The following is a 16096-nucleotide window of genomic DNA, read 5'->3' on the forward strand; positions in this document are numbered from 1 at the left end:
GGCCTCGGCCGACCGACCCAGACTAACGGCACCGGTGGAGGGCGGCACGGGAGTTTCGGCCCCCGGGCACGGACGCGCCCCCGTCCGGCCAACGGATCGGGGGCGCGGCGCATTCCCGGCGTGTTCGCGGCGTCTGCGGCGCGGCGGACGGCCGCCGCGCCGCAGACGTCACCTCTGTTCGGAGGTGTCCGCGGAGGTGGCGCCGCCCTCCTCCGCGGGCCCCTCCCCCTCGTTCCTGACCACGACCGTGTCCGTGTGCACCCTGGTGACCTCCGCCCTCTCGCCGGGTTCGTCGTCCCGGCCCGAGGCGGGCGGCCGGTTGCGCAGCAGCGCGGCCAGCACGGCGACCACCGGAGTGGCCAGGAACATGCCCGGGACCCCGCCGACGACGGCGCCGACGGAGATCGAGATGAGCACGATCGGCGAGGGCAGGTCCAGGGAGGCGCCGTAGATGCGCGGCGCGAAGACGTTGCTCTCCAGTTGCTGCACCAGGATCACGGCGCCGACGATGATCAGCGCCACGATCCAGCCCTCGGTCACGAAGGCGACCAGGGCGGCGAGCAGGCCGGTGAGGAAGGCCCCGATGATCGGCAGGAAGGCGCCGATGAAGGTGAGCACGATCAGCGGGATGGCGAGGTTGATGTCGAGGAAGACGACCAGGGCGATGCCGATGCCGACGGCGTCGAAGAAGCCGACCGCGGCCACCCCGCGCACGTAGCGCCCCATCACCCCGTAGGCGACCTCCCCCGCGTGGCTCAGGCCCGGCCGGGACCGGGGCGGCAGCAGGCTCAGCAGCCACTCCGTGAGCTGGTCGCCCGAGTGCACGAAGTACACGGTCAGGGCGATGATGAGGACGAGGCCGACCAGGACCGAGATGACCGCCGAAGTGGCGGTCCACGCGCCGCTGAGCAGCTGGTCCTGGTTCTGGGTGATCATGTTCTCGATCTGGAGCCAGGCGTCGTCGAGCATGTCGGTGAACAGCGCCGGGTCGAGCCCGAAGGGCACCCGGATGTTCTGCAGCTCCCGGACCGCGCTGGTGACGCTGTCGACCAGGGGGCCGAAACCCTGGATGGCCGGGGTGACGATCAGCGAGATCACACCGCCGAACACGATGAGGCCGACCAGGAGCGCGAGCGCGGTGGAGCTGCCCCGGCCCAGCCCTCTGGAACGCAGCGCGCTGGCGATCGGCATGAGCAGCGCGGTGAGGAACACCGCCAGGATCACCGGCAGGGTGACGACCGACAGGTAGATGAGCGCGTAGACGAGCAGCGCCGCCACCACGCCGATCAGCAGGACCCGCCAGGCCACGTCGCTGATGGTGCGCAGCAGGTCGTCGGAGCCGGAGCTCTGTTCGGCCACGCTCTCCTTCGCGGCCTGGGCCTCGGCCTGGGCGCACTGGCTCTGCTCCTCCAGTCGGGCGAGGCGCTCGGCGCGGGCCCTGCGGGCCTCGAGCCACTTGTTCAGGAGCGCCCACACTCCCGGCCGCTGGGCTTGCACATGGACTCCATTCTCCGGATGTTGCGGGACGGGCGCCCGGGGGGATCCGGGGGCTCTCCGGCCCCCGGTTAACGCTGTCAGAACTGCCAGGGTTCCCGGGTGTGGCCGCTGGCGACGATCTCGTTGCCGAAGGGCGCCAGGGCCAGGGGGATCATCTTCAGCGAGGCCCAGGCCATGGGGATTCCGATGATAGTGACCGCCAGGCCGAGCGCCGTGGCGATGTGGCCGAGGGCCAGCCACCATCCGGCGACGATCACCCAGATGACGTTGAGGGCGGTGCTGCCGCCGCCCGCCCCGTTCCTGCGGACCACGTCCCGGCCGAAGGGCCAGAACGCGTAGTTGGCCATGCGGAAGGAGGCGATGCCGAAGGGGATGGTGACGATCAGGACGCAGCAGATGAGACCGGCGAGGATGTAGCCGATCGCCAACCAGAATCCGGCGACGAAGATCCAGATGATGTTCAGGATGAGCCGCACGAGGGCCACGGTGTGCCTTCCTCCTTGTTTCGGTCCCGCTGTCGGGAGCGCGCGGCCGGGGCCGCGTCCGTTGTGTTCTACCGCCTGGGACGCACGCGCACCACGACCCGTTCTGGCGCTCCTCCCTGACACTTCCCCTAGGGGAAGGTTCCGACGCACGTGGGAGGGGGTGCGGGCCCCTCACGCGAGGCGGGACCGGCGTGTCGCGACGTGTTCGGGGGGTAGGCGGGGGGCCAAGGGCGCCCCGGGGGCGGCGACGGAGGGTGAGGACATCCGGCCAGGCCCGAACTCGGAACAAGGCGCGGACCGGAATGTGATCGGTGTATCAGGAGGACCCCCTAGGCAGGAGGGACATCGCACCATACGATGTGCTGTGTCCTTCGCAAGACACCAGATCTTGTGCTAAGCGGCAAACTCGGACAAACAACCGTAGACCGGTCAGTTCACGACTGATTTCGGTAACGGTTGGGCGAGGAATTTCCCCACCCCCCGTGCATGAGCGGGAGTGGGGATGGCATGATTACGTACCGGCTCGGACGGAGGCCGTCACCGCCTCCGCAGCCGTTCGCGTGAGAGCACTCCGCCGTCGGCGGGTTCAGTGCCGCAAGGCTGTGCTTCTCGTGGTCTCAGCCACACCGGGGAACATCGCTCGCACCCCATGGCGTTTGCGTCGTGCGGGGTGGCTCACGCCGCATGACCAACTTTTGGTGACTGAAGCTTTTTCCGACAGCTTACTAGTGATTTCAGTAGAGGTGGTTCAAGCATGTCTCAGGTACGCCGGCAGGCCGCGCTGCGCCCCCGCCCGAGCTGGGGGTGGCAGGATGCCGCCGCGTGCCGGGGCGAGGACCTTGTGCTCTTCTTCGGCCCGGACGGCGAACGCCAGCCCGAGCGGGAGATCCGTGAGCGCAAGGCCAAGGAGATCTGTGCGGCCTGCCCTGTCCGTAACGAGTGCCTGGACTATGCGATCTCGCGTCCGGAGAAGTACGGCACCTGGGGCGGCCTGAACGAGGACGAGCGCGCTTCCGAGCGCCGTCGCCGTATGCGCCGCGCCAACGCTGCCTAGTCAGGTTCTCACCTGCGGATCTCCCCCGGTGGCCCCGGCCCCCGAACAACCCGCGGCGCCCCGACGAACACCGTCGAGGGCGCCGCGGGTTTTCTCGTGCCTGCGGCCCGCCGCTCCGGCGGCGGGCCGGGAACGGCGGGGACGGGCTCAGCCCGGGTTCCGGGGCATGTGCTCGTCGAACCAGTCCAGGGCCTCGGAGACCACCCGGTCCCAGACGTGCGCGTCACCGAGCAGCCGTTCGGCGCCCTCCATGACCCGCAGGTCGGTGGGTCCGCCCATCCGGCCGCGCGCCCACTCCCCGAGTTCGCGCACGAAGGAGTCCCCGCCCTCCACCAGGACCAGGACCGGTGCCCGCACACCGGGCAGGCTCTCCTCGGCCAGGTCGATCCGGCCGCCGTGCACCACCACCGCGGCCACGTCCTCAGGGCGTTCGGCCGCGGTGGCCAGGGCCGCCGCGGCGGCCTCGCCCGAGGCCAGCACGCCCAGGGGGCCGTCGGCGGCATCCGTGGCCCGGCGCAGCCAGGTGACCGCTGCGTTCAACCGCTCGCCGAACGGGGCGGGCCCGGGTCCCCCGGCGCCCGCACCTCCCTCCGCTCTCTCCTGGTCGGTCAGCAGGTCCAGGACCAGGGTGGCGTACCCCGCCCGTCGCAGGGCCGAGGCCGCCGGGCGCCAGGACTCGTCCGCCCGGCCCGCGGCCACCACCACCGCCCCGCGCGGCGCCGGGGGCACGGTGAGGTCGCCGTCGAGGTAGACCCCTCCGGCGCGCACGCGCACGCCCCGGGTCACGTCGGGGTCCTCGGAGCGGCCGCGCTCGGCCAGGATCGCGGTGACGTGGTGGTCGGAGAGCTGGCCGAAGTCGCGGTACCACTCCCCCACCGCGCGGAAGTTGTCCGGCGCGCTGAGCACCACCAGCGCGTCGGCCTCCTCCCGCAGCAGTTCGACCGCCTCCGGCGAGGCCACGGGAACGGCCAGGGCCAGCCGCGCGGGTCCGGCCTGGCGGACCATCCGCAGGGCGGCCCGGGCGGTGCCGCCGGTGGCGACGCCGTCGTCCACGACCACGCAGTCGCGCCCGGCGATCCTGGGCGCCGGGCGCTCGCCGCGGTAGACCCGGCGCCTGCGGTCGAGTTCGTCGCGCTCTGCGGCGACGGTGGCGGACAGGGCCTGGCGGGGCACGTGCATCCGGGCCAGGGCGAGGTCGTCGTAGTGCACGCGCCCGTCCTCGGCGATCGCCCCGACCCCCAGCTCCGGGTGGCCGGGCAGGCCGATCTTGCGGACCATGAGCACGTCGAAGTCGGCGTCGAGCCGCCGGGCGAGCTCCGCGCCGACCGGTACCCCGCCTCGGGGCAGGGCCAGCACGAGCGGATCGTTGACCGCGAAGGGGCGCACCCGCTCCGCGAGGCGGCGTCCCGCCTCCGACCGGTCGGCGAAGGGCAGTGAAACGGGTACTGGGTTCATGTCCTCACCGGTCCGGGACCCGGGCCCCGGTACCGCTCCTCTCGGCTGTGTGGATGAGCCGCTGGAAGGTGGTACCGAGATACCCCCCGACACGGCGGTCGCAACCCCGCATCCGAGCAAAAGACCTCAGGTGGGGCGGAAGTCGTTCCTGAGCACCGCCATGAGCAGGGCGTCGTGGCGCCGCCCCTCCCACAGCAGGGAGTCGCGCAGCCGCCCCTCGACGGTGAAGCCGCAGGAGCGGTAGACGGCGATGGCCCGCATGTTGAAGGCGTAGACGTAGAGCCAGACCCGGTGCAGGCCGATGTGCTCGAAGGCGTACTCCAGCACGAGTTGGGTGGCCTCGCGTCCGAGTCCCCGGCCGGCGAACTCGATCGCCGACAGGGCGATGCGGTATCCGGCGCTCTCGTTCTCGGGGGCCACCGAGTAGATGGACAGCTCTCCCAGGTAGCGGCCGTCCCGGGGCGCGGTGATGGCCAGGTCCAGGCGGTCGGTGCGGCTCGCGCGGGTCTGGCACCACTCCTTGGCCTCCGCGTAGGTGAGTTGTCGGTGGGTGCCGGTGAGTCTGCGGACCTCCTCGTCGAGGCTGGCGGCGAAATAGGCGTCGGTGTGCTCCGAACAGAGAGGCACCAGGCGTACGCTTTTCCCGGTGAGAGTGGGTTTGTCTCGCAGCGCGCTCGTGTTGATCATGTGATCTTCCGGTTCCGTCCGGGCCGTGCGGACACGGTTCCCGGCGTGAGGGAGTCGGCGGACAGCAGGCTGGGTGCCCGTGCGCGGGAGCGGGCCGCTGGGCGGGGGCCGGGGTCCGGGCCGCGGTGGCGGGTCGGCGGCGCCGGAGGTACCGGTGGCGGAGAGCGGGTGATCAGGGGTCGGGGACGGGCGGGGGGCCGCCCGGTTACGGAGCGGAACCTCTATGTAAATCCGGTCCGGGTGCGATGGCAAGCCCGTCAGGGCGGGTCGCGCAAACGCCTGTTCACCTTCGGTCGGGATGGATAGCATCTGCGCGCACCGACATCACCGGGGGAGCTTTTTGAACACCCAGACCAGGACCGCGCCACCGCCGGAGGCCCGCCGGGCCAGGGCCGCGGTCTCCACCCTCTTCTTCGTCAACGGCTTCACCTACACCAACGCCGTGCCCTGGCTTCCGGTGATCAAGTCCGAACTGGGGCTGAGCAACACGGAACTGGGCCTGGCGATCGCGGCGATGCCCACGGGGGCGATCCTGACCGGGATGCTCGCGGGTCCGCTGATCCACTGGTTCGGCAGCGGCCGGACGGCGGTGGGAACCAGCCTGCTGTCTTTGGGAGCGCTTCCATTCATCGCCCTGGCGCAGAACTGGTGGATGCTCGCGGCGGCGCTCTTCGTCCTGGGCAGCGCGGACGCCTGGACCGACTCCGCGCAGAACTCACACGGGCTGCGCGTGCAACGGCGTTACCGGCGCTCCATCATCAACACCTTCCACGCGCTGTGGAGCCTGGCCGCGGTCTCCGGCGGCCTGCTGGGCGCGGCCATGGCCGGTTCCGGGGTGCCGATCCTGTGGCACCTGGGCGGCGTGACCGCACTGCTGGTGTGCGTGAACCTGATGGTGAGCCGGATGCTGCTGCCGGGGCCGGACAGCACCGAGCGCGAGGACGGGACCGACTCCGGGACCGGGAGGCGCACGCGCGTGCCCGGACGCGCCGTCGCGCTGCTGCTGGCGCTGGGCGTGCTGCTGATGTTCGCCGGGGGCATCGAGGACTCGGCCGCCTCCTGGGGAGCGGTGTACATGACCTCGGAACTGGGGGCGCCGCTGTTCCTGGCCGCGATGCCGTTCGTGGCCTGCCAGGCGATGATGACGGTGGGACGCCTGCTCGGCGACCGGATGACCGACCGCTTCGGCGCCGTCACCGTGGGCCGGGCCTGCGGTCTGCTGGCCGCCGGCGGGATCGCGTTCGCCCTGCTGCTGCCGCACCCGGTGACCACGGTGATCGGCTTCGGTGTGATGGGGCTGGGCGTGTCCACGCTGTTCCCGCTGACCCTGGCCGCGGCCGGGAGCGTGCCGGGTGTGCGCACCGGGGACGGGATCACGGTCGTCGGGTGGTTGGGGCGCGCGGGGTTCCTGGCCTTCCCCCCGCTGGTGGGCCTCCTGGCCGACTCCTCCAGCCTCGGCTCGGCGCTGTGGGTGATCGCCGGGGCCGGGGTGGGCGCCCTGCTGCTGGCCTTCGCGCTGCGCCCGCGCGGCTGAGGGACGCCTGACGCGCGAAGGGCCCCGGCCGTCCGGAGACGGTCGGGGCCCTCGTGCACCCGCGGTCGGGCCGCGGGTGCGGGGTGTGTCGCCAGGTGGTGCTTCCCTCGGTTCCCGGCTCCGCCGGGATCCGGGTCCGGGCGCCCCGCAGGCCGAAGCCGTCGGCCCTCACCCTGGCCCCGGGGGCCGGGAACCGCGGGGAGGGCGGCCCCTAGGCGATCGGAGCCGGGCGGCGGGCGCTGGCCCACAGGGCCAGGGCACCGATACCCGTCACCACGGCGCCGCCGAGCACGAAGCCCTGCATGTCGACGCCGGTGGTGGCGAGGGTCTCGTCACCACCGCGGGAGCCGGAACCGCCGGCGTCGCCGCCGGTGGCCGTCAGGCCGGAGCCCAGGCTCTCGTCGGCGTCGTCACCGTCGGAACCGCCGGTACCGGGGGCGGAGCCGTTGTCGCCACCGCCGCCGGAACCGTTGTCACCGCCGCCGTTGTCGCCACCGCCGCCGGAACCGTCGTCACCGCCGCCGTTGTCGCCACCGCCGCCGGAACCGTCGTCACCGCCGCCGTTGTCGCCACCGCCGCCGGAACCGTCGTCACCGCCGCCGTTGTCGCCACCGCCGTCACCGCCACCAGGGGGGTTGCCGTCGTCGCCGCCGTCACCGCCGCCGGGGTTACCGCCGTCACCGGGGTCACCGCCGCCGCCGTTGTCGCCGCCGCCGTCACCGGGGTCCGGAGGAGTCACACCGTCACCGGGGTCACCCCCGCCGTCGCCGGGGTCCGGGGGCGTCACACCGTCATCGGGGTTGGTGACGTCCAGAGCCGCGATGAGCTCCTCGACGAGCGGGGCGTCGACGGCCGAAGCCTCGACGGTCTCCTCGGGGAGGGTGTCAGCGAACGCCGGTCCAGCGGAGAAACCGGCCATGAACAGGCCGGCCGCCGTCACGGTGAAAACCCGCTTGTTGGGGGACATCCCACTCCTTTCTTTTCTTGGGGATGGATCTACTGAGAGGGGATGGCATAGAGGTGGTCGTCATGGACCACGACGGCCCGCTCGCCGAGCAGGCCGCTGGGTTGCACGGAGCCGTCCTCGGCCCGCTCGACCGCGCCCTCGGCGTCGACGGCCACCAGGGCGCCGTCGAGCTGGCCGAAGACGAGGGAGCCGACCGCGATCTCGGGCTCGAAGCCGGGAACCACCGCGGTCCCGCCGCCGGCGGGATCGATCACCACGGGGCCGTAGGCGACCAGCTCGGTTCCGACGGGGGCGGAGCGGTGGCGCACGTCCTCCAGGTCGGCGGGGTCGATCTCGGCGCTGCCGACCACGCTGCCGTCCCGGCTGTCGTGGAAGGCCAGGACCGTGCCGTCACCGTCCCGGGGCTTCCAGCGGACGAGGACGTACTCGTGCAGGGCGGTGACCACCGACTCCATCTCGCCCGTTCCCTCGGGCCGCTGGGGGCTGACCTCCTCGTGGCCGCCGTCGACGCCGACCCAGGCCCAGGGACCGTTGAGAACGGCGGTCAGGACCTCTTCGCCGTCGGCCAGCATGGCCGCGGAGCCCGGGGGGACCTCGACCGGCTGGAGCCCCCCGTCGACCGGGACGAAGGCCTCCTCGTCGTTGCGCACGAGCACGGAGCTGCCCGCGTACCGGGCGGCGGTGTCCTCTGGCAGCTCCACGCTGACGGGGGAGCCGCCCTCGGTGGGCCACAGCCACAGCGTTCCGGCGGTCTCCATGACGATGGCGGTCCCACCGCCGTACTCCGCGAAGCGCGGGGGGCCGAGGAACTCACCCGAGGCCGCGGGCAGGTCGACCGACCACTGGCGCTCTCCCTCGGCGTCGAGCAGGTTGAGGCGCTCCCGGGGGTCCACGTAGGCGAGCAGGTCGCCCTCGCGGCTGACGCCCGGCTCGGTGCCGGGGGCGAGCTCCTGGCTGAAGTCGACGGTCGCGGCGAAGTGCGGAGGCGCCGGGTGGTTGAGGGTGGTCACGTCCGCGGTGGCCTGCGGGCCGGGCTCGACCGCGGTCGCGGGCAGGAAGCGCCAGACCACCGCGCCCGCACCCGCGAGGAGCACGAGGGCGAGCACGGCGGCTCCCACGATGACCAGGCCCCGCCCGCCGTTGGAACCGCCGTTCGGAGGCACGGCCGCCGGTGTCGGAGCGGGCTCGGGCGCGGCCTGGTCGGCGGCCTGCACCACACCGTCGGGCGTGGCGACCAGGCGCCAGTAGCCGTTCGCGTCGCGGGCGTCGACGAGGACCGGCTGCCCGATCCTGGCGGCGTAGCCGGTGGCGACGTCCAGCGCGGCGCGTCGCGTCTCCCGGGGGACCTGGCCGGTGACGACCTGGCGGTGCCCCTCGATGACGATCTCGGCGGTGCGTTCGTCGGGCGCGATGACGATGACGGCGGTGGGCCGTGACTGCCCCGGTCGGGACGCCCGGCTCATGGTGCCTCCGAAGGCATGGGAAAACGTGGACCTGTTCGTGTACGGGGTACGGGACCTCGGTCAGCGATGACGGCGGATCGCGGCCTGGGGGTTACCAAGCGGTGGTGTCGGCACACGCGTAGTCAATGCTGCACGCGATGATACTGATCGTCGCCCCCGGCGCCTATTTGGACCAGGAGTCGGCGCCAGGGGCCCCGATCGCCACACCTGCGGCTGTCGCACCGGTTTTTCTCCGTTGACCTGCGGAATCGTCCGGACCCGGGTGACGGGCGACACCGTGGTCACCCGTCCGCCCGAAGAATGGACACATGGGAAAGCTATTAGGTTCACACCGAAACTGGCCGGATCCGGCCACCGAATTCCCCCGTTCGGGGAGGCGGGAGGCTCAGTTGCGTGTCCACTCGGGCACCCGGACGACCTGGAAGTACGTCCGCGGACGGGAGCGGCGGTCGGCGTTGGCCGCCTGGTGCGGCGTGCGCGGCGCGACCGTGGAGTACACCGCCTCCCCCGGCCGCGCGGTGAAGGCCACCGGGGCGTTGGTGAGCCCGCCGGGCCTGCCCTGGAGCTCGTGCGGCCCCGGCGGCACCTGCTCGGGGCCTCGGACACCGGTGGCCTTGGGCCCGGTCAGCCCGGACCGGGCCAGCGACTCGCGTCCCTCCCGCTCCTCCCGCCTCCGCGCGGCGAGGACCGGGCTGGGCCCTCCACGCGCGCCGACCTGGTCTGAGAGCACCGACGGCCGGTGCTCCACCGCGGGAAGCGCAGGCCGAGCACGGGCAGCGGGGCCAGGGCCGCCGGGAAGAGGACGGGGAGCCCCGCTTGGCCCTCCCCATCGGAAAGCGCGTACGGGCCCGGGGCGGCGGGGCGCGGCCCGCCCGCCGGACGGCGTCGGCGCCACCGACAGGACCGGGCCCCGTCCGGTTCCCCGGTTCACCGAAGCCGCGACCGTCCGGAACCGGTCAGCGGCGGTCGCCTCCGACGCGGGTGTCGAGCACCGCCCGCTCCCGGCGCTGGACGAGGCGGTTGGCCCGCTCGAAGTGCCGGTTGGCGATCTCGGCTCGGGCGGCGGCGGTGCGCGGGGTCGGCCACATCGCGTCGATCTCGGCGTTGAAGGAGGATCCCACCAGCACGGCGATCGCCATCACGAACAGCCAGGCCAGGATGGCGATCGGCGCGGCCAGCGAACCGTAGATGCTCACCTGCCCGAAGGAGGCGTCCAGGTAGACGCGCAGCGCCACGGACCCGGCGACCAGCACCAGGGTGGCCAGCAGAGCCCCGGGCAGGTGACGCCACAGCGGGGTGCGCACCGGCACGCTCAGCGCGTAGAGCAGGGTGACCGCGGCGGTGGCCATCAGCGCGACGGTCGGCCAGTAGAACAGGCTGAGCCGCCCCACCGTCACGGGCAGCAGGGTGTGGATCAGGTTCGGCCCGGCCACCAGGACCGGCAGGACCACGAGGGCGAACAGCAGGCCGCCCAGGTAGGCGACGAAGGCCAGGACGCGCTGGCGGATCCAGCCGCGCAGTTCGTCCAGGCCGTAGGAGATGGTGATGGAGCGGATGAAGACGTTCATCGCCCGCGACCCCGACCACAGCGACACCAGGAAGGTCACCGACAGCAGGCCGCCCGGGACGCCGCCGAGGAAGTCGTCGACGAGCGGCTCCATCACGGTCTCCACGGTGTCGGGGGTCAGTACCCGCGCGGTCAGGTCCAGCATCCACAGCCGGATCTCCTCGACCAGTTCCTCCCCCAGCACGGCGGCCAACGGCCCCAGGGCCCCGAGCAGCCCCAGCATGAGCGCGGGCAGGGAGATCAGGGTGAAGAAGGCCGACTCCGCGGCCAGACCCACGACCCGGTCCCTGGCGAAGGCGCGAACGGTGCGCACGACGAGGAGCATCCCGCTGTGCACACGGGGGTGCCGCTCCAACCATCCGTGGACCGTGAACCACAGTCCCTCCCAGAAACCCACCACGGGGAAACGTTAGCGCTCCGCGGAGGCGGGGCCGCCTCCGACACCGTCCGGCGGGTGACGTGACTCACTCCGCGACGGCACGGGGCCGCCTGGACAAAGTCCGGGCCCGCGTGACATTCTCGTTGACATGATCGCTGCTCTGGACCCCATGCTCTGCGTGCGCCGCCACGTGGACTACCTTCGGGTCCGCAGCGCCATCTGTTGCAGCGTCGGTTAATCTCGCCGCCTTTTGACGCACCCCAGGGGTGCGCGCGGCACCGGCGCCCTCCCCTCTTCTTCGTTCCCACACGCGGATTCCGACCCGTTCGCCAGCACGACGATGTGCGCGCGACGGGCGATGCGGTGCGGGCGCCGGGGCCGTGAGCACTCCGCGACACCCATCGGAGACACCCGCGATGCCTCCCTCTTCCGCGCAGCCCGGCACGACAGCGTCCGCGGCCAAGCCGCGCCGCCGCCGCGGCGAGGGCCAGTGGGCCCTCGGCTACCGCGAGCCGCTGAACAAGAACGAGGAGAACAAGAAGAACGACGACGGGCTCAACGTCCGCGACCGGATCATCAACATCTACTCCAAGCGCGGTTTCGACTCGATCGATCCGGCCGATCTTCGCGGGCGTTTCCGCTGGTTCGGGCTCTACACCCAGCGGGCCCCGGGCATCGACGGCGGCAAGACGGCCGTCCTGGAGCCCGAGGAGCTCGACGACCGCTACTTCATGCTGCGCGTGCGCATCGACGGCGGTCAGCTCTCCGCGGCACAGCTGCGCGCAATCGGGGAGATCTCCCGCGACCACGGGCGCGACACCGCCGACATCACCGACCGCCAGAACGTCCAGTTCCACTGGATCCAGGTCGAGGACGTCCCGGCGATCTGGGAGAAGCTGGAGTCGGTGGGCCTGTCCACCACCGAGGCCTGCGGCGACACCCCTCGCGTCATCCTGGGCTGTCCCCTGGCCGGAGTGGCCGAGGACGAGGTCATCGACGCCAGCCCCCAGATCCGCCAGGTCTACGACGACCACATCGGCAGCCCGCTGTACTCCAACCTGCCGCGCAAGTTCAAGACCTCGATCTCGGGGTGCACCTCGCACTGCGTCAACCACGAGATCAACGACGTCGCCTTCGTGGGCGTGCGCAACGAGGCGGGCGAGGCGGGCTACGACCTCTTCGTCGGCGGCGGCCTGTCCACCAACCCGATGTTCGCCCAGCGCCTGGGCGCGTTCGTGCGCCCGGACCAGGTGAGCGAGGTGTGGGCGGGGGTCTGCTCGGTCTTCCGCGACTACGGCTACCGGCGCCTGCGCACCCGCGCCCGGATCAAGTTCCTCATCAAGGACTGGGGCGCTCAGAAGTTCCGCGAGGTGCTGGAGAACGAGTACCTGGGGTACGCGCTGGCCGACGGCCCCGGCCCGGAGCTGGACCCGGGCGTGGAGCGCGACCACGTGGGAGTGCACCGCCAGCGGGACGGCCGGTTCTACGTGGGCTTCGCGCCCAAGGTCGGCCGGGTCTCGGGCACCGCGCTGCTGCGTATCGCCGACATCGCCGAGGAGCACGGTTCGGACCGCATCCGCACCACCGCCGACCAGAAGCTGGTCGTCCTCGACGTGGCGGAGGACCGGGTCGCCTCGATCACCTCCGCCCTGGAGGACGAGGGCCTGCAGGTCAACCCGAGTGTGTTCCGCCGCCAGACGATGGCGTGCACCGGCATCGAGTTCTGCAAGCTGGCGATCGTGGAGACCAAGGGCCGGGCCTCCTCCCTGATCGACGAGCTGGAGAAGCGGCTGCCGGACTTCGAGGACCCCCTGACCATCAACGTCAACGGCTGCCCGAACTCCTGCGCGCGCATCCAGGTGGCCGACATCGGCCTCAAGGGCCAGCTGGTCATGAACGCGGCGGGCGAGCAGGTGGAGGGCTACCAGATCCACCTGGGCGGCGGCATGGGCCTGACCCAGTCCTTCGGCAAGAAGGTCCGCGGGCTGAAGACCACCGCGGAGGAGCTGCCCGACTACGTCGAGCGGGTGCTGCGCCGGTTCCAGAAGCAGAAGGAGGGCGGCGAGACCTTCGCGTCCTGGGTGGCCAGGGCCGAGGAAGCCGACCTGAAGTAGTCCGCGCCGCGGCGGTGCCGACCGCGGCGCCCCGCAGCAGCACGGCCGGACCGGGCCGGCCCCGCGCGGGGCCGGCCCCCGGCCGGGAACAGACCCCGAGGAACCCGAGCGAGAGGAAGGGGTGTGCCATGTCCGAGAGGGCCGCGCCCTACTACTGCCCCTACTGCGGCGACGAGGACCTGGTACCGGAGGAGGGCGCCCCGGTCAGGGGCGAGGGCTACCCCTGGGCCTGCCTGTCCTGCGCCCGGGTGTTCCGGGTCAAGTACGTCGGGTTGCGCTCCGCGTCGTTCTCCGCGGAAGGCGCCCCCTCCAGACCGACGGAAGGGAACCAATGAACTCCACCACCATCACCCCCCTGGGCGGTCCCGAGCTCGCCGAGCGGGCCGCACGCGAACTGGAGGAGGCCTCGGCCCGGGAGATCATCTCCTGGGCGGCGGAGACCTTCGGCGACCGGTTGTGCATGACCTCCTCCATGGCCGACGCGCTCATGGTCGACCTGGTCTCCAAGCAGGTGCCGGGCATCGACGTCATCTTCCTGGACACCGGCTACCACTTCCCCGAGACCATCGGCACCCGTGACGCGGTGGCCTCGGTGTACGACATCAACCTGATCAACGTCGAGCCCACCCGCACGGTGGCCGAGCAGGACCTGGCCCTGGGTCCGCGCCTGCACGGACGCGACCCGGGCATCTGCTGCCACCTGCGCAAGGTGGAGCCGCTCAAGCGGGCCCTGGAGCCCTACTCCGCGTGGCTGACCGGTCTGCGCCGGGACGACTCCGCGACCCGGCGCGACACCCCGGTGGTGCAGTGGGACAAGCGTCGGCGGATGACCAAGGTGAACCCGATCGCCCGGTGGACGCAGGAGGAGGTGGACGCCTACATGGCCGAGAACGGGGTGCTCGTGAACCCGCTCCAGTACGACGGCTACCCCTCGATCGGCTGCGAGCCCTGCACGCGCCGGGTGGCGCCGGGCGAGGACCCGCGCAGCGGCCGGTGGGCCGGAACGGGCAAGACCGAGTGCGGAATCCACGTGTGAGCGCGGGCCGCGTGCGGGGACGGGTGCGCCCGTCCCCGCACCGCGGCCCCCAGGGCCGCGCGACGGAAGGAGCGGTCGCGGTGCCGACGACCACGAGGCGAGGTTGACCATGACGGCGGACGGAACCGGGGCCCCGAGCGGCGGGTGCCGGGAGGAGCGGGTACCCCTGCTGGCGGTGGCGCACGGCAGCGCCGACCCCCGGTCGGCGGCGTCCGTGTCGGCGGTGTTCGCGCGGGTGCGCTCGCTGCGGCCGGGACTGGACGTGCGCGTGTCCTACCTGGACCACGCGGCGCCCGGCGCGGAGGAGGCCCTGGAGGAGCTGGCCGCCCGCGGGGCGGGTGAGACGGTGGTACTGCCGGCCCTGCTGACGGCGGCCTACCACAGCAAGGTGGACCTGCCCGCGGTGCTGGCCCGGGCGCGCGAGCGCGGCCCCTGGCTGCGCGTGCACTACGCCGACACCCTGGGCCCCCACCCGCTGCTGGTGCGCGCGGTGGAGCGGCGCCTGGCCGAGGCCGGTGCCGCCCCCGACCCGGACACGGCGCTGGTGCTGGCCTCGGCCGGCTCCAGCGACCCGGAGGCGAACGCGACCGTGGCCGCGACGGCGGCGGAACTGGCCGGGCGCGGTCCCTGGCGGGAGGTGGTGTCGGCGTACGCGTCCGCGTCGGGCCCGCGGCCGGGCGAGGCCGTGGCCGCCCTGCGCGCGCGGGGCGCCTCGCGGGTGGCCGTGGCGACCTACCTGCTGGCACCGGGGTTCTTCGCCGAACGGGTGCGCGCCCAGTCGCTGGAGGCGGGCGCCTGGACGGTGTCGGAGGCCCTGGGGGACGCGCCCGAGCTGGCCCGGGTGGTGCTGGACCGCTACGACGCGGCCCTGGCCGCCCGGCGCGCCGACCGCGCCGCCTGAGAGCGCCCGGGGGGCGCGGGGCACGCGCTCCGGGGGTGTCGTCCGCGGCCCCGCGCACGCGGTTGCCCGGAAGGGCCGCGCCCAGAAGAATCAGGGTGGGCGGACGGGGACTCCGCCCACTGTGCAACGCGTATCCGGGGGTGGCCGTGTCGGAGCAGCGAGGACCAGCGCGGGGCGGTATCCGCGACCTGTTGCGGGGGCTGCCGGTGTTCGCCGGTGAGCTGCCGGACTTCGACCCGGCCTCGGCGCCCGAGGACCCGTTGGAGCTGTTCCCGGAGTGGCTCGCGCAGGCGGTGCGCGCCGGTGTGGCCGAGCCGCACGCGATGACGGTCACCACGGTGGACGGGGCCGGCGCGCCCTCGGCCCGGGTGGTGATCATGAAGGACCTCACCCCCGAGGGCTGGTGGTTCGCCACCACGACCACCTCGGCCAAGGGGCGGGACCTGGCCGCGAACCCCAGCGTGGCGCTGCTGTTCTACTGGAGTGCGCAGGGACGCCAGGTGCGGGTGCGCGGCCGGGCCGAGCTGGCCGATCCGCGGCGGTGCGCCGAGGACTACCTGGCCCGGCCGCTGGAGTCGCGGGTGGCGGGGCTGCACGGAAGGCAGAGCGAGCCCCTGGACGACCCGGCCGAGGTCGACCGGGTGGCCGAGCGGAGCCGCGCGAGACTGGAGGGCGACCCCGCGCTGGTCCCCGGGGACTGGGGCCTGTACGTGGTCCGGCCGACCGAGGTGGAGTTCTGGCAGGCCGACCCCGACCGGCGGCACACCCGCCTGCGCTACACCCGCCCGGGCACCGGGGCGCCCTGGGAGCGGGGGTTGCTCTGGCCGTAGGAGTCCCCTCCCCCGCTGGGGCCCGTTCCCCGCGGGGGTTCGGGAAACCGAGCCTGGTTCGGTGGGGCGGCCAGGGGTAGGATGCCCGCACTCCGGCCACCCGCCCGGACCCCGTCCAGAAAGGCAG

15 protein-coding genes are annotated in these 16096 nt (G+C 72.8%); 7 read left to right on the plus strand and 8 right to left on the minus strand.

The annotated features are described in order from the left end of the window. Positions 1-168: 168 nt before the first annotated feature. Complete coding sequence (locus tag FYW95_RS07365) at positions 169-1476, minus strand: AI-2E family transporter (RefSeq protein WP_201294758.1); 1308 nt, start codon at positions 1474-1476, stop codon at positions 169-171. A 98-nt stretch (positions 1477-1574) separates the two neighbouring features. Then, complete coding sequence (locus FYW95_RS07370; RefSeq protein WP_160050192.1) at positions 1575-1982, minus strand: YccF domain-containing protein; 408 nt, start codon at positions 1980-1982, stop codon at positions 1575-1577. 754 nt (positions 1983-2736) lie between these two features. Between FYW95_RS07370 and FYW95_RS07375 the strand changes: the two genes are divergently transcribed. Further along, positions 2737-3036 (plus strand): WhiB family transcriptional regulator, encoded by a 300-nt coding sequence (locus tag FYW95_RS07375; RefSeq protein ID WP_255459334.1) that lies wholly within the window; start codon positions 2737-2739, stop codon positions 3034-3036. Positions 3037-3183: 147 nt separating this feature from the next. Here the strand turns inward: FYW95_RS07375 and FYW95_RS07380 are convergent, their stop codons facing one another. Further along, positions 3184-4491, minus strand: coding sequence for a phosphoribosyltransferase family protein (locus FYW95_RS07380; protein ID WP_159941953.1), 1308 nt, complete (start codon positions 4489-4491; stop codon positions 3184-3186). 126 nt (positions 4492-4617) lie between these two features. Further along, on the minus strand, positions 4618-5178 hold the full coding sequence (locus FYW95_RS07385; RefSeq protein ID WP_159941952.1) for a GNAT family N-acetyltransferase: 561 nt from the start codon (positions 5176-5178) through the stop codon (positions 4618-4620). Between the two features lie 340 nt (positions 5179-5518). On the opposite strand from FYW95_RS07385, the gene FYW95_RS07390 reads away from it, so the two are divergent. After that, on the plus strand, positions 5519-6712 hold the full coding sequence (locus FYW95_RS07390) for an MFS transporter (protein ID WP_159941951.1): 1194 nt from the start codon (positions 5519-5521) through the stop codon (positions 6710-6712). Positions 6713-6923: 211 nt separating this feature from the next. On the opposite strand, the gene FYW95_RS07395 is transcribed toward FYW95_RS07390, so the two are convergent. From FYW95_RS07395 to FYW95_RS07410, 4 genes are all read right to left on the minus strand, one after another. Then, on the minus strand, positions 6924-7679 hold the full coding sequence (locus FYW95_RS07395; protein WP_160050193.1) for a hypothetical protein: 756 nt from the start codon (positions 7677-7679) through the stop codon (positions 6924-6926). Between the two features lie 29 nt (positions 7680-7708). Further along, positions 7709-9142, minus strand: a complete 1434-nt coding sequence (locus tag FYW95_RS07400; protein WP_160050194.1) for a hypothetical protein — start codon at positions 9140-9142, stop codon at positions 7709-7711. 385 nt (positions 9143-9527) lie between these two features. Further along, complete coding sequence (locus tag FYW95_RS07405; RefSeq protein WP_159943839.1) at positions 9528-9872, minus strand: hypothetical protein; 345 nt, start codon at positions 9870-9872, stop codon at positions 9528-9530. A 226-nt stretch (positions 9873-10098) separates the two neighbouring features. Then, positions 10099-11109: a YihY/virulence factor BrkB family protein gene (locus FYW95_RS07410; RefSeq protein WP_159943838.1), complete on the minus strand. Its 1011-nt coding sequence runs from the start codon at positions 11107-11109 to the stop codon at positions 10099-10101. 395 nt (positions 11110-11504) lie between these two features. On the opposite strand from FYW95_RS07410, the gene FYW95_RS07415 reads away from it, so the two are divergent. The 5 genes from FYW95_RS07415 (at position 11505) to FYW95_RS07435 (ending at position 15969) form a co-directional block, all read left to right on the plus strand. Beyond that, positions 11505-13202 carry a nitrite/sulfite reductase gene (locus tag FYW95_RS07415; protein WP_159943837.1) on the plus strand — a complete coding sequence of 566 codons (1698 nt, stop codon included), beginning with the start codon at positions 11505-11507 and terminating at the stop codon, positions 13200-13202. A 128-nt stretch (positions 13203-13330) separates the two neighbouring features. Continuing rightward, positions 13331-13537 (plus strand): hypothetical protein, encoded by a 207-nt coding sequence (locus tag FYW95_RS07420; protein WP_159943836.1) that lies wholly within the window; start codon positions 13331-13333, stop codon positions 13535-13537. After that, on the plus strand, positions 13534-14238 hold the full coding sequence (locus FYW95_RS07425; protein ID WP_159943835.1) for a phosphoadenylyl-sulfate reductase: 705 nt from the start codon (positions 13534-13536) through the stop codon (positions 14236-14238). Before FYW95_RS07420 ends, FYW95_RS07425 begins: the two co-directional genes overlap by 4 nt. A gap of 109 nt (positions 14239-14347) precedes the next feature. Next, on the plus strand, positions 14348-15139 hold the full coding sequence (locus FYW95_RS07430; RefSeq protein ID WP_159943834.1) for a sirohydrochlorin chelatase: 792 nt from the start codon (positions 14348-14350) through the stop codon (positions 15137-15139). A 140-nt stretch (positions 15140-15279) separates the two neighbouring features. Next, positions 15280-15969, plus strand: coding sequence for a pyridoxine/pyridoxamine 5'-phosphate oxidase (locus FYW95_RS07435; RefSeq protein ID WP_159943833.1), 690 nt, complete (start codon positions 15280-15282; stop codon positions 15967-15969). The last annotated feature ends 127 nt before the right edge of the window (positions 15970-16096 follow it).

Source organism: Nocardiopsis sp. FR4 (assembly GCF_009830945.1).
Lineage (GTDB): Bacteria > Actinomycetota > Actinomycetes > Streptosporangiales > Streptosporangiaceae > Nocardiopsis.

Bases quoted from the DNA above. Each gene is read 5' to 3' on its own strand.
- FYW95_RS07375 (WP_255459334.1), top strand. From the start codon at position 2,737: ATGTCTCAGGTACGCCGGCAGGCCGCGCTGCGCCCCCGCCCGAGCTGG.
- FYW95_RS07425 (WP_159943835.1), top strand. From the start codon at position 13,534: ATGAACTCCACCACCATCACCCCCCTGGGCGGTCCCGAGCTCGCCGAG.
- FYW95_RS07430 (WP_159943834.1), top strand. From the start codon at position 14,348: ATGACGGCGGACGGAACCGGGGCCCCGAGCGGCGGGTGCCGGGAGGAG.
- FYW95_RS07395 (WP_160050193.1), bottom strand. From the start codon at position 7,679: ATGTCCCCCAACAAGCGGGTTTTCACCGTGACGGCGGCCGGCCTGTTC.
- FYW95_RS07400 (WP_160050194.1), bottom strand. From the start codon at position 9,142: ATGAGCCGGGCGTCCCGACCGGGGCAGTCACGGCCCACCGCCGTCATC.
- FYW95_RS07385 (WP_159941952.1), bottom strand. From the start codon at position 5,178: ATGATCAACACGAGCGCGCTGCGAGACAAACCCACTCTCACCGGGAAA.
- FYW95_RS07415 (WP_159943837.1), top strand. From the start codon at position 11,505: ATGCCTCCCTCTTCCGCGCAGCCCGGCACGACAGCGTCCGCGGCCAAG.
- FYW95_RS07380 (WP_159941953.1), bottom strand. From the start codon at position 4,491: ATGAACCCAGTACCCGTTTCACTGCCCTTCGCCGACCGGTCGGAGGCG.
- FYW95_RS07420 (WP_159943836.1), top strand. From the start codon at position 13,331: ATGTCCGAGAGGGCCGCGCCCTACTACTGCCCCTACTGCGGCGACGAG.